We start from the raw sequence: 12,227 nt of genomic DNA, 5'->3' as shown, positions 1-12,227 counted from the left end.
CACCTCGCCGCAAACCCACGTCGGCCACCCACCTCTCCGGGCCGCTCGCTCGCTTCTCACCCGTGCTGGAGCGAGCCGAGTCAAGGGTGGCCCGGAGGGCCATCGGCGCAGCCGACGCGACCGAAGGGAGCGCCCTTTACTCGGGTCGCGGAAGCACGACACTGGCCAAGAAGTGGGCGGCCCCACGGTCACCGGAATTCGCCCTCCCCGTCGTCGCCCCTCCCCTACCCGACCACCCCCTCACCAGACTCCGGCCGCCGCCCCCGCGTGCTGATCAACGGATAGGAGTTGATCACAAACCCCGGGTTCTTCAGCAGGGCGTAGAACCGGCGCAGTTCCCCCTCCGTAACGCCATCCCCCCGAAGCCCCACCTCCGCCTGCTCCATATTCACGCGGTGCAGATCGATACCCGCGCCGCCGCCCGCCCAGGACTCCGCATACGTCGTCGCCGTGACGTCCGTGAGCCCCGCCCGTGTCATCGCCGCAGGCACCCGGCGCCCCCACGCCACATCGGCGCCCGCCTTCTCCAACTGGGCCAGCAGCGCGGCCTGGACGTGGGTGAACAGGGCGGTGGAATCCTCATCCGGGGTCGCGAGGACGGGGATCCAGGTGCAGTCGAACTCCTCCAGCAGGAGCCATCCGCCCGGCCGCAGGGCTGCCACGAGCCGTTCCAGTACGGCGATCCGCTCCGGCAGGTGCAGCAGGACCAGCCGGGCGTGGATCACGTCGTAGTCGCCGCCCGGCAACGGGTCGTTGACGATGTCGTGGCGCAGCAGGCGCACCTGCGGCGGCCGGGGCCGGGACTCGGCCCAGCGGGGGTCGAGGTCGGTCACCGTGACCTCCCCCTCCGCACCGACCCGTTCCCCCATCCACGCCCCCAACGAGCCGCCGCCCCCGCCGACTTCCAGGCACCGGAAGCCGGCGGCCAGGCCGGTCAGTTCCAACTGGCGGCGGGACACGGGGTCGTAGCACGACTCCAGGGTCGAGAAGCGGGCCGGGGTGCGGGCGTCGGTGTTGTCGAACAGGTAGCGGGACATGGGGTTTCTCCCTCTGCGAGCTCTGCGCGGGGCGCGGTGACACCGATGAAAACGAACGCGAAGAGCAAGGGTGTTGTGAGTTAGCGTGCCGTTCATGACGACCCCCCGCCACCGAAGACTCCGGAGCCACCCCCGATTCGCCGAGGCACTCCAACAGCTAGGGCTCGGTGAACTCGACAGCCGCATTCGCCGGTTCCCGGACGCCACCCGCACCGCCGCCGAGGCCGCCGCTGCCATCGGGTGTGAGCTGAGCCAGATCTGCAAGTCGCTGATCTTCGCGGCGGACGGCGTGCCGGTGCTGGTGCTGATGGACGGAGCCTCGCGGGTCGACGTGGAGCTGGTGCTGAGGGAACTCGGGGCCGAGAAGGTGACGCGCGCGAAGGCGGACGTCGTACGGGAGACGACCGGGTACGCGATCGGAGGCGTGCCGCCCTTCGGGCACCGCACGAAGACCCGGGTGCTCGCCGACCGTTCCCTGCTCGACCACGACATCGTGTGGGCCGCCGCCGGAACCCCGCACACCGTCTTCCCCATGAACCCCAAGACCCTGATCACCCACGCCGGCGGCACCCTCGTGGACGTACGAGAGCAGGACGCACGCGAGCAGGAAACCCGCCACAAGGAAACCCGCCACAAGGACACCCGCGATCAGCACACCCGCGACCAGGACGCACCCGACCAGGCCCCCGCAACCAGGACGCACCCGATCCCACCCCGTGACCCCCCTGGTCACCGCCGCCGTCCTCCTCGCCGCCGTCCTCCTCGCCGCCGTCCTCCTCGCGGCCGTCACCCACACCGGCTGGAACGCCATCGCCCATCGGATCACCGACAAGCTCGTCGGATTCACGCTGATCGCGGGCGGCGGCGTGCTGATCGGGCTGGCCATCATCCCGTTCGTGGCGATACCGGCGGCGGGCGCATGGCCGTACCTCCTCCTCTCCGCGGCCATTCACATCGCGTACTACGCGCTGCTGATGAAGTCCTTCCGGCTGGGCGACTTCGGGCAGGCCTACCCCATCGCCCGCGGCAGCGCGCCCCTTGTCGTCACCGTGCTCGCCGCCGTCTTCGCCCATGAGGTGCCGGACGCCTGGGCCGCCGTCGGCATCGCCCCCCCGCACTGTCCGTATCGGCGTACGCCCTGGTCCTGTGGGCACAGACCAGGGCTGCCCTCGCACCGATCGCCGCTCTCCGGGAATCGTCGATCATCGTCGGCGCGGCCATCGGAGCGGTGTTCTTCAAGGAGCGGTTCGGGGTTTCGCGGATCGTGGCGGCGGGGGTGCTGGTCGTGGGGATCGGGTTGATGCTGCACGCGGGGTGAGACCGTCGTGAGGCCTCACAGCTACAGCCCCGCCGCGCGCGGTGCAGCCATCGGAGCGGTCCGTTGGCGCGGGACGGCGACCCCGGACAGGTCGTGGGTGCGCACGCTGTTGCGGTCGGCGGGGGAGCGGCCGAGGGCGTGGTGGGGCCAGAGGCCTCCGGCGACGCGGCGGCTGCGTTCGCTCCACTCGCGGGCCGGGTCGGTGCCGCACTTGTAGTAGTTGAGGGCGTAGCCGCCGGTGTGGATGCGCAGGAGGGAGAAGCCGCCCGGGTAGTCCTTGACCGCGCTGACTTCCTGCTGGGTGACGTGCGGTGCGCGCATCAGGACCGTGCGCTTGTTGCGGTGGGTGTGGCCCGCGTGGTGGAGGAAGACGCCCGGCGTGGCGGCGTACGCGTCGACGATCGCCCGGGCCTGGCGGCGGTCGAGCCGCTGTCCGCGCCCCATCGGGAAGACCGAGTCCCGCACGGTCAGCGGGTGATGGCCGAAGACGAGCGTGGGCTGCTCCCGCTGCTCCCGCAGCCGCGCCCGGAACCACGACAACTGCTCGTCCCCGAGCCCGCCCGCGTCCCCGCCGTTGCCCTTCTTCTCGTAGGTGTCGAGCCCGATCAGCCGCAGTCCGCCCAGGTCGTGGGTGAGGTAGCCGGGGCCCGTGCCGCCCAGGAAGCCGTCGCGGAAGGTGTCCCCGGCGGGCCCGGGGCGGTCGTGGTTTCCGCGTACGACGAAGTAGTCCCGCCCGTGGACGCCGAAACCGTCCAGGATCTGTCTCGCCTCGGCCAGGTCCCGCGGCGCGCCGCCCGCCGAGATGTCCCCGGCGGCCAGCAGCACGTCCGCGCCGCGCCGCCGCGCCTCCTCGACCAGGGCCCGGCCCATGATCTCCGGGTACGGGGCGAGCCCGGGCTGCTGCGAGATGCCGCGCAGCATCGGCATTCCGGCCACCCGGCCGGCGGTGGTCTCGCCGAGGTGCAGGTCGTTGCAGAGGGCGATGGACATCAGGTGGCGGCCGGGCGGCGGCTGGGGCGTGGTGAAGGAGTACGGTCCGCCGCGCGAGCCGATGCCGTGCAGATTGGTGCCGACCGCGTTGCCGCGCACGAGGTGCAGGGGCGTGGGTGTGGCGGCCGTACCGCGGGAGCGGGCCTGGTAGTAGTACGTCTGGCCCGGTTCCAGGCCGGTGATCTCCACCTGGTGGTGCGCGGTCAGGCGGCCTTCGGACGCGGTGCGGGTCAGGCGGCCGGGGTGCGTGCCGTAGACGACCTCGCCCTCGGTGAAGGCGGGCAGCATATGGCCCCAGCCGTCGTCGGTGCCGGGGACGCCGGTGAACCAGGTGATGATCGCGCGGTCCTCGGTGAGGGTGACCAGTTCGAGGTGTACGGCGGCCAGAGCGTCGGGGTGGTGGGGGAAGGCGTGGCGTGCCCGCTGGGCGCGCGTGAGGGCACCGCGCAGCAGAGCGGGCGCCAGCAGTGCGCCGGAGCGCATGATGTCGCAGGGACTGGGGAGGGCGGCCAGGACCGCCAGTGGAGCGGAGAGGCAGCAGCGCATACTGCAGTTTGTGCCCTGTTGACGTTAACTGCGGCGGTTTTGTCGGCGGCGTCATGCGGTCCGGCGTGCGACATCCGTCACTCGCGGCGTGTCCGCGTGACTTCGGACACGCCTCATGGATGCGTCCGTAGGCCGGATGGAGCACCCTGGAAGCAAGTGTTCCGGAGGTGATCGTCATGATGCACACCACAGTGGGATGGCATGTCGAGCTCGAGTTCCTGGAGGACGACACCCACACCCGGGCGGCGGCGCTGGTGCGCTTGCCCGACGGCAGCGAAGTACGGGCCCATGGGCACGCCACGCGCCACCACACGGACCCGAATCAGCCACGGGTCGGCGAGGAGATCGCCGCGGCTCGCGCACTGAACGAACTCGCCATGCAGATGCTGACCAAGGCGCACACCGAGATCGACGCGGCGTCCGGGCGCAGTTCGCATCCGATTCACGTCTGATCAGGCATCCGATTCACGTCTGATCAGGGAGGTACACCGGTCCGGGCGGGCTCACACGGCTGAGGGAAATCGGCCCGCCCGAGCGGGTCCGGGCGGATCGAGGAGGCGGCCGGGCGTCACGATCGCGGCATGACAGAGCGATCCATCAGCCGGCGCGGTGCGCTCGGCGCCGTGGCGGCCGTGGGACTGGCCGCCCTCTTCCCGGCCGCGAGTCCCGCCCGCGCCGCCGCGCCTCTGCGCAGCGGGCTCTACACGATCTCCCGCTTTCACTGGCAGTTCCTCACGCTCACAGAAGCGGAGGGGGCTGTCGTGCTTCTGCCGGAGGGCGCCGACGGCGGCCAGGTGTGGGAGGTCCAGCCCCTGGCCAACGGCAACAGGACCATCCGTAACGTCAAGGAAGGCACCTACCTCGGCTATGCGCGCACCCGGGGCGTCCGCAAGCGGGTCGTGGGACACGCCGTCCCCGTCGAGTGGTCCCTCGTCACGGCCACGAACGGCCATCACCTCAGGGCCCCCGGCACCGCGCTCGCCCTGGACGGCAGCCCGCTGCGGATCCACCCGCCGCACATCGACCTGACCGCCCTGCGCTCGCGGGACCCGGCCCAGATCTGGCAGTTCCGCGCGACCTCGCTGTCCTCCCGTTGAATCGCTGTCCTCCCGTTGAGGGCTATGCAGCCGTCGCCCGCCGCACCGCCCGTACCAGCGCCTGTGCCCGCGGATCCGCCGTCACGGTCTTGCGGAAGCCGTTCGTCACATAGCCGAGGGCGATGCCGGTCTCCGGGTCGGCGAAGCCCAGGGAGCCGCCCCGGCCCGGGTGGCCGAAGGAACCCGGGCCGAGGAGTGGTGACGCGCTGCCGTGCAGCATGTAGCCGAGGCCGAAGCGGGTGCTGACCACCAGGACGCGGTCGGGGCCCGCCGACTCCTCGGCGCGGGCCGACTTGAGCGTCTGAGGCGTGAACAGCCGTGCAGCGCCGTCGACCTCGCCGATCAGCGCCGCGTAGAAGCGGGCCAGTCCGTCGGCGGTCGCGATGCCGTTGGTCGCGGGCAGGGCGGCTGCGCGGTACGCAGGGTCGTTCTGGTCGGGGAAGGGGGTGACTGCGGCGAAGGCGCGGCGGGTGAGGGAGGCCGGGTCGTCGTACGCCTCGGTCACCGCACGCTTCGGGCGGACGCGCGGGCCTGCCCCGGTGGCGGGTTCGGGGGTCTCGATACGGCCCACCCGGCCCGTCCGGCCGGCTGCTTCCTCGGCTTCCGGCAGGCCCAGCCACAGGTCCGCGCCCAGCGGTCCGGCGATCTCCGCGGCGATCCATTCGCCGGCCCACAGGCCCGTCACGCGCCGGACGAGTCCGTCGAGCATCCAGCCGTAGGTCAGCGCGTGGTAGCCGTGGTCGGTGCCGGGCTCCCAGACCGGGGCCTGTGCGGCGACCGCCGTGGCGCCCCGTGCCGGGTCCAGGGCCTCCTCGGGTGTGAGCGGGCGGTCGAGGACCGGCAGGCCGGACCGGTGGTTCAGGATGTGCCTGACCAGTACCCGCTCCTTGCCGCGCGCCTTGAACTCCGGCCAGTACTCGCCCACCGGCGCGTCCAGGTCGAGCAGTCCGCGCTGGTGCAGCAGCAGCGGTACGGCGGTGGCGACGCCCTTGGTCGCCGAGCGCACGATCTGCGCGGTGCCGCGCAGCCAGGGCTCGGTGCCGTCGATGTCCCTGGTACCGGCCCACAGGTCGACGACCCTGCGCCCGTCCCGGTACACGGCGACCGCCGCACCCCGGTCGCCGAGCGCCTCGAAGTTCGCTGCGAACGCGTCCCTGACCGGCTCGAAGCCTTCGGCGACAGTGCCGTTCACGTCCACGTGCGTACTCCTCGTCTCGCCGGGTTCGTCTCGCTCCGGGGTCTCCCCCTCACCTCAGCCAAGCAGGATCGTCACGTCGATGTTCCCGCGGGTCGCGTTGGAGTACGGGCACACCTCGTGGGCGGCGTCCACCAGCTTCGCCGCGATGTCCGCGTCGAGGACCGGGAGCGAGACGCTGAGGGCGACCGCGAGACCGTAACCACGCCGTCTGTTGGGGCCGAGGCCGACCTTGGCGGCGACCGTCGAGCCGGTCAGGTCGTAGCCCTCGCGGCGGCCGACGAGGACCAGCGCGTTGTGGAAGCAGGAGCTGTAGCCGGCCGCGAACAGCTGCTCCGGGTTGGTGCCGTTGCCGTCGCCGCTCAGCTCGGGCGGCATCGCGACCTTCAGCTCGATCTGGCCGTCCTGGCTGGTGACATAGCCGTCCCGGCCGCCGTGGGCGGTGGCCTCGGCGACGTACACGATCTTCGTGGGGCGTGTGTCGGTACGGCTGTCGGGACGGATGTCGGCTTCGGTGCCGTCGATCATGGCAGGACCTCCCCCTGATGGGACGGGGCAGCAGGCAACACAGGAGTGTGCAAGTGCATCGCGCACAAGGTACTTGCCGGTAACGGCGGGTGTGGGCAGGAGGGGGAGGAAACCCGCGGCAACCGGAGCTCAGCGGGAGCGCTCGGCCGCGGCCTGCGCCCGTTGTGCGAGCTGCCACAACTCCGCGCGGAGCCGGGTGGCATCCGCGCCGGCGAGCTGGGTGGCGGTGAGGAGCGCGCCGGGTATGCGCACCGCGCGTTCCCGGAGTTCCTCTCCGCGCCCCGTGCACGCGATGACCACCGAGCGCTCGTCGTGTGCCGCGCGCTCCCGGCGCACCACGCCCGCGCTCTCCAGCCGCTTGAGCAACGGCGACAGCGTGCCGTAGTCGAGCCGCAGCGCCGCCGCCAGCTCCTTCACCGTGCTCTCGCCGCGCTCCCACAGCACCAGCAGCACCAGGTACTGCGGGTAGGTGAGCCCCAGCTCGTCGAGGAGCGGACGGTACATGGCCGTCACCGCGCGCTGGGCGGCGTACAGCGCGAAGCACAGCTGCTCGTCCAGCAGCAGCGATCCGGCATCCTCTTGGTTCGTCACGCGTCCATTGTCACGGACGCCCGAGGACGGCCGTCACGGAAACGCGTCACGGCCCTTCGGGCGCCGTGGCCACCGACCGCGGGTCGAAGCCGAACGGCAGCTCCAGGCGGTGCGCCCGCATCAGCTCCTCGTCCGCGAGCAGCTCGCCCGTCTTGCCGTCCGCGGCGATCACGCCCTCACTCAGGATCAGCGAGCGGGCGCACAGCTCCAGGGCGTACGGCAGGTCGTGCGTGACCATGAGCAGGGTCACGTCCAACGAGCGCAGGATGTCGGCCAGTTCGCGGCGGGAGGCGGGGTCGAGGTTGGAGGAGGGCTCGTCGAGGACGAGGATCTCCGGTTCCATCGCGAGCACCGTCGCGACGGCGACCCGGCGACGCTGGCCGAAGGAGAGGTGGTGCGGCGGCCGTTCCTTGAACTCCGCCATGCCGACCAGCTCCAGCGCATGGTCGACGCGCGCCTCCAGCTCGGCCCCCTTCAGCCCGGCCGCCGCGGGCCCGAACGCCACGTCCTCCCGCACGGTCGGCATGAAGAGCTGGTCGTCCGGATCCTGGAAGACGATGCCGACCCGCCGCCGGATCTCGGCCATGTGCTGCTTGCCGACGGGCAGCCCGGCGACGTGCACGGTGCCGGTACCGCCGGTCAGGATGCCGTTGAGGTGCAGGACGAGCGTCGTCTTGCCGGCGCCGTTCGGCCCGAGCAGCGCGACCCGCTCGCCGCGCGCGATGGAGAAGTCCACGCCGAACAGGGCCTGGTGGCCGTCGGGGTAGGCGAAGGCGAGGCCGGAGACCTCCAGGGAAGCAGTACTCACAGGGCCCATCCCAACACGCAGACGACAAGGGCGGCGGCGGGCAGGGCGAGAGCGTACGACCACTGCGCCCGGGACGCGGTCACCTCGTCGATCACCGGCATCGAACCGGCATACCCACGGCTCACCATGGCGAGATGCACCCGCTCACCGCGTTCGTAGGAGCGGATGAACAACGCGCCCGCGCTCTTGGCCAGCACGCCCCAGTGCCTGACCCCGCGCGCCTCGAAGCCCCGCGACTCCCGGGCGATCCGCATCCGCCGCATCTCGTCGGCGATGACATCGCCGTACCGGATCATGAAGGACGCGATCTGCACGAGCAGTGGCGGCAGTTTGAGCCGCTGCAACCCCAGCAGCAGTTCGCGCAGTTCGGTGGTGGAGGCGAGCAGTACGGAGGAGGCGACACCCAGGGTGCCCTTGGCGAGCACGTTCCACGCGCCCCACAGCCCGTTGACGCTCAGCGAGAGCCCGAGTACGTCGACCCGCTCGCCCTCCGCCACGAACGGCAGCAGCACCGCGAACGCGACGAACGGCACCTCGATCAGCAGCCGCTTCAGCAGAAACCCGGCGGGCACGCGCGCGACGCACGCGACCGTCGCGAGCAGGACGGCGTACAGCCCGAACGCCCACATCGCCTCCCGCGGCGTCGACACCACGACGACCACGAAGGCGAACACCGCCGCGAGCTTGGTGTGCGGCGGCAGGGCGTGCACGGGCGAGTGCCCGTGCCGGTAGAGCCGGTGCGCGTGCCCCGCTCCCATGTCAGACGCTCGTACTGACGGGACCAGGAGAGGCAGCGTCTTCGCTGGTACGACGCCTGCGCACCGCCCAGAAGATGCCGGTGCCGGCGACCACCGTCACGCCCACGCCGATCACGCCCGCCAGCCCCCCGGACAGGCGGGCGTTCTCGACGTCCTTGACGCCGTAGTCGGCGAGCGGCGAGTCAGCGGTGTCGTGCTCCTCGACCTTCTGGTCCATGCCCTTGTCGGCGGCGACCTTCTCCAGGCCGTCCGGGTCGGCGGACGCGTAGAAGCTGACGAAACCGGCGAGCACGAGGGAGGTGATGAGGCCGCCGATCCACACCTTGCGGTGGGAGGTGCGGGCGGCCACGGCGACCTCGGGGGCGGGCGCGTCGACGAGTTCGCCGTTCACCCGCAGCTGGAGGCGCTGGCGCAGGTCGCGCGCGCCGTACACGAGATCCGGGCGTACGGCGATCACGGCGCCCACCGTAAGGGCGGTGATCGCGGCCTCGCCGATGCCGATCAGGACGTGCACACCGACCATGGCGGTGGCGACCTTGCCGAGGGAGACGTCGGTGGTGCCGCCGATCGCGTACAGGAGCGTGAAGGCGAGCGCCGAGGCCGGGACCGAGAGGAGGGCGGCGACGAAGGAGGCGGCGGTCACGGAGCGGCGGGTGCGCGGCAGGAGCTTCACCAGGCCGCGGAAGACGCCGTAGGCGACGACCGTCGTGACGATCGCCATGTCGGTGATGTTCACGCCGAGCGCTGTCAGGCCGCCGTCGGCGAAGAGGATGCCCTGCATCAGCAGGACGACGGAGACGCACAGGACGCCGGTGTAGGGACCGACGAGGATCGCGGCGAGCGCGCCGCCGAGGAGATGACCGCTGGTCCCCGCCGCGACGGGGAAGTTCAGCATCTGCACGGCGAAGATGAACGCGGCGACCAGACCGGCCAACGGGGCGGTGCGCTCGTCGAGTTCCCGGCGCGCGCCGCGCAGGCTCACCGCCACCGCTGCCGCGGCGACGACGCCGGTCACGGCGGAGGTGGGGGCGTCTATGAATCCGTCAGGTACATGCACCGTTCGATGATAGTGGCTTGTTGCGAACCTCTTGCAAGAGCGAGTGGCTCGTACATCGGCTACGTGAGATGTGCGACGTCAGCGGGCGTAATCCGCGAAATATGGGACATTAGAGGGGAAGTGGATGCACATATTTTACTTGGGTAACGCAGCGTAAGGGGCCGTCCGATGTCTGCAGTCGAACAGTACGCACGAGCCCACATCGTCACGGACGCGCCCATCGAGGACAGCGAAACGATTCCTGTCGTCCTGCGTTACGACCCCGAGGCCGACCCGCGTTCGGTACGGGTCGGCCTGCCGGGGGCGTCGCACGAGTGGACGTTCTCGCGGGCGCTGCTGGAACAGGGGCTGCGGGCGCCGGCCGGCACGGGGGATGTGCGGGTGTGGCCGTGCGGGCGGGTGCAGGCGGTTGTCGAGTTTCACTCGGCGCAGGGGGTGTCGGTGGTGCAGTTCGAGACGAAAGCGTTGATGCGGTTCCTGCGGCGGACGTACCTGGCGGCGCCGGTTGCGCACTAGGCGGTGCCGCGGGAGGCCGTGTGGCGTCTGCGGGTTCGTTGTGGTTGGTCGCGCAGTTCCCCGCGCCCCTTACGGGGCGCTTCAGCTCCCCATCTTCAGCAGCGCCGCCACGATCGGCCCCGCCGTATCTCCTCCATGCCCGCCCGACTGGACCACGCCCGCTCCCGCGAGGTCGTTGCGGTAGGCGGTGAACCAGCCGTTGGGCTTCTTCTGGCCGTCGACCTCGGCGGAGCCGGTTTTCGCGCCTACGTCGCCGGTGACGCCGGACATCGCCTCCGCCGCCGTGCCGTAGGCCGCCGTGTAGGCCATCAGGTCGCGCAGTTGGGACAGGGTGGAGGCGGACATGGTGCGGGAGGCGGTGGCGAGGGTGCGGTTGTCCACGTCCGGGGAGACCAGGTAGGGCTGGTGGAAGACGCCCGTCTTGACCGTCGCCGAGACCGACGCCATGTTGAGCGGGTTCATGCGGACGCCGCCCTGACCGATCAGCGAGGCCGCCATCTGGGCGTCCGACTGGACCGGCACGGAGCCGTCCATGGAGGGGACACCGATCGCCCAGTTGTCCAGGGACAGGCCGAAGACCTGCTGGGCCTGCTGGGTGAGGTCGTCGTCGTCCAGCTTGGGGGCCTGGCTGATGAAGGCCGTGTTGCAGGAGCGGGCGAAGCTCGCCTTGAAGGTGCCGCCCTTGATCTGGAACTTGTCGTCGTTCTGGAACTTCCAGCCGCCGTACGTGAAGTACTTCGGGCACGGATGCGCCTTGTCCTCCGACGCGAGCCCCTTCTCGATCAGCAGCGACGAGGTGATGACCTTCATCGTGGAGCCGGGGGCGAGTGAGCCCTGGAAGGCCGTGTTGAAGCCGTGCGAGGCGTTGGCGGCGGCGAGGATCTCGCCGGTCGACGGGCGCATGAGCACGACCGATGAGTTCGCCTTCTTGGCCACCTGCGCCTCGGCGGCGGCCTGCAGGGCCGGGTCCAGGGTCGTCTTGACCGTGCCCGGGGTGCCCTTGCTGAGTTCGAGGACCGTCTCGTCGGAGAGTTCCTTGGCCTTCGACGCCTTGCCGCGGATCACCCGCAGTTCGATGCCCGCCTTGCCGCCCGCCGTCTTGCCGTACTTCTCGCGCAGCCCGTCCAGCACCGTGCCCAGCGACGGGTACTTGGCGGTCGTGATCTCCCCGCCGTCCCGGTCCAGCGCCTTGACCGGCGGGGTGCCGGACGCGCCGGTGACCAGGGTGTCCCCGTCCGCGAGGTCCGGGTGGACGACGGCGGAGTGCCAGTCGACGTAGGGCTTGCCGTCCTTTGTGTCACGGACGACGGTGAGCGAACTGTCGTACGTCAGCGGCTTGCTGGTGCCCTTGTACGACACCGTCGCCTTGACGGTGAACGGCACCTTGTCGCCGGTGCGGGTGCCCGCGGTGAGGGTGACGTCCTTGATGTGGGCGTCCTTGGTGTAGCCGGTGAGCAGGGTGGTGGCCGCCGTGGCGTCGTTCGTGGCGGCCGCCGCCGTCGTCACCTTGCCCTGCTGCCAGGACGTGAGGAACGTGCGGGCCGCCGTGGTGACCTCGGTCGCCGACAGCGGGCCGGTCTTGACGGTCTTCTTCTCGGCGCGCGCCGCCGTCGGGGACGTACGGTCGTCGGCCGCGGCCCCGGCGCCGTACAGCGCGTAGACGCCCACTCCGGCGCCGGCGATGACCACGGCGATCGTCGCGCCGATGACGGCGGGTTTCTTCGTGTTCCGTCGCTCGGCGACGCGCCTTCTCGTTCCCACAGCTTCCGAATCCTCCGCGAGTCCC

Annotated in this window: 12 protein-coding genes and 2 pseudogenes; 5 read left to right on the top strand and 9 right to left on the bottom strand. The window is 71.1% G+C overall.

All coding sequences use genetic code 11. The annotated features are described in order from the left end of the window. Positions 1 to 224: 224 nt before the first annotated feature. A complete protein-coding gene (locus tag QQY66_RS19925) occupies positions 225 to 1,037 on the bottom strand; it encodes a methyltransferase domain-containing protein (RefSeq protein WP_301981694.1) in 813 nt (270 codons plus the stop codon). A 94-nt stretch (positions 1,038 to 1,131) separates the two neighbouring features. Between QQY66_RS19925 and QQY66_RS19920 the strand changes: the two are divergent. Further along, a pseudogene (locus QQY66_RS19920) lies at positions 1,132 to 1,635 on the top strand (YbaK/EbsC family protein); the annotation flags it as partial. A gap of 127 nt (positions 1,636 to 1,762) precedes the next feature. Continuing rightward, a pseudogene (locus tag QQY66_RS19915) lies at positions 1,763 to 2,355 on the top strand (hypothetical protein). 21 nt (positions 2,356 to 2,376) lie between these two features. Here the strand turns inward: QQY66_RS19915 and QQY66_RS19910 are convergent. After that, the gene (locus QQY66_RS19910; RefSeq protein WP_301981693.1) at positions 2,377 to 3,891 is read right to left on the bottom strand and encodes a metallophosphoesterase family protein; all 1,515 of its coding nucleotides are present in this window, start codon (positions 3,889 to 3,891) and stop codon (positions 2,377 to 2,379) included. 176 nt (positions 3,892 to 4,067) lie between these two features. On the opposite strand from QQY66_RS19910, the gene QQY66_RS19905 reads away from it, so the two are divergent. Both QQY66_RS19905 and QQY66_RS19900 read left to right on the top strand, forming a co-directional pair. Then, a complete protein-coding gene (locus tag QQY66_RS19905; protein ID WP_301981692.1) occupies positions 4,068 to 4,343 on the top strand; it encodes a DUF1876 domain-containing protein in 276 nt (91 codons plus the stop codon). A gap of 129 nt (positions 4,344 to 4,472) precedes the next feature. Continuing rightward, on the top strand, positions 4,473 to 4,988 hold the full coding sequence (locus QQY66_RS19900) for a hypothetical protein (RefSeq protein WP_301981691.1): 516 nt from the start codon (positions 4,473 to 4,475) through the stop codon (positions 4,986 to 4,988). Between the two features lie 22 nt (positions 4,989 to 5,010). Here QQY66_RS19900 and QQY66_RS19895 read toward each other — a convergent pair whose 3' ends face one another. From QQY66_RS19895 to QQY66_RS19870, 6 genes are all read right to left on the bottom strand, one after another. Beyond that, entirely contained in the window at positions 5,011 to 6,186 is a 1,176-nt protein-coding gene (locus QQY66_RS19895) for a serine hydrolase domain-containing protein (RefSeq protein WP_301981690.1), read from the bottom strand. 54 nt (positions 6,187 to 6,240) lie between these two features. Next, positions 6,241 to 6,711, bottom strand: coding sequence for an organic hydroperoxide resistance protein (locus QQY66_RS19890; RefSeq protein ID WP_301981689.1), 471 nt, complete (start codon positions 6,709 to 6,711; stop codon positions 6,241 to 6,243). A gap of 129 nt (positions 6,712 to 6,840) precedes the next feature. Further along, positions 6,841 to 7,302, bottom strand: a complete 462-nt coding sequence (locus tag QQY66_RS19885) for a MarR family winged helix-turn-helix transcriptional regulator (RefSeq protein ID WP_301981688.1) — start codon at positions 7,300 to 7,302, stop codon at positions 6,841 to 6,843. Between the two features lie 46 nt (positions 7,303 to 7,348). Next, positions 7,349 to 8,119: an energy-coupling factor ABC transporter ATP-binding protein gene (locus QQY66_RS19880; protein ID WP_301981687.1), complete on the bottom strand. Its 771-nt coding sequence runs from the start codon at positions 8,117 to 8,119 to the stop codon at positions 7,349 to 7,351. Then, complete coding sequence (gene cbiQ, locus QQY66_RS19875) at positions 8,107 to 8,868, bottom strand: cobalt ECF transporter T component CbiQ (RefSeq protein WP_301981686.1); 762 nt, start codon at positions 8,866 to 8,868, stop codon at positions 8,107 to 8,109. Before cbiQ ends, QQY66_RS19880 begins: the two co-directional genes overlap by 13 nt. Position 8,869: 1 nt before the next feature. Next, positions 8,870 to 9,925: an energy-coupling factor ABC transporter permease gene (locus QQY66_RS19870; RefSeq protein ID WP_301981685.1), complete on the bottom strand. Its 1,056-nt coding sequence runs from the start codon at positions 9,923 to 9,925 to the stop codon at positions 8,870 to 8,872. Positions 9,926 to 10,093: 168 nt separating this feature from the next. On the opposite strand from QQY66_RS19870, the gene QQY66_RS19865 reads away from it, so the two are divergent. Then, the gene (locus QQY66_RS19865) at positions 10,094 to 10,441 is read left to right on the top strand and encodes an SsgA family sporulation/cell division regulator (RefSeq protein WP_301981684.1); all 348 of its coding nucleotides are present in this window, start codon (positions 10,094 to 10,096) and stop codon (positions 10,439 to 10,441) included. A gap of 81 nt (positions 10,442 to 10,522) precedes the next feature. Here the strand turns inward: QQY66_RS19865 and QQY66_RS19860 are convergent, their stop codons facing one another. Then, the gene (locus QQY66_RS19860) at positions 10,523 to 12,202 is read right to left on the bottom strand and encodes a penicillin-binding transpeptidase domain-containing protein (RefSeq protein WP_301981683.1); all 1,680 of its coding nucleotides are present in this window, start codon (positions 12,200 to 12,202) and stop codon (positions 10,523 to 10,525) included. Between the last annotated feature and the right edge of the window lie 25 nt (positions 12,203 to 12,227).

It is taken from the genome of Streptomyces sp. DG2A-72 (assembly GCF_030499575.1).
Classification (GTDB): Bacteria; Actinomycetota; Actinomycetes; order Streptomycetales; family Streptomycetaceae; genus Streptomyces.
The sequence above is the reverse complement of the archived record's forward strand: the minus strand, read 5'-3'. Positions and strand labels throughout refer to the sequence as shown.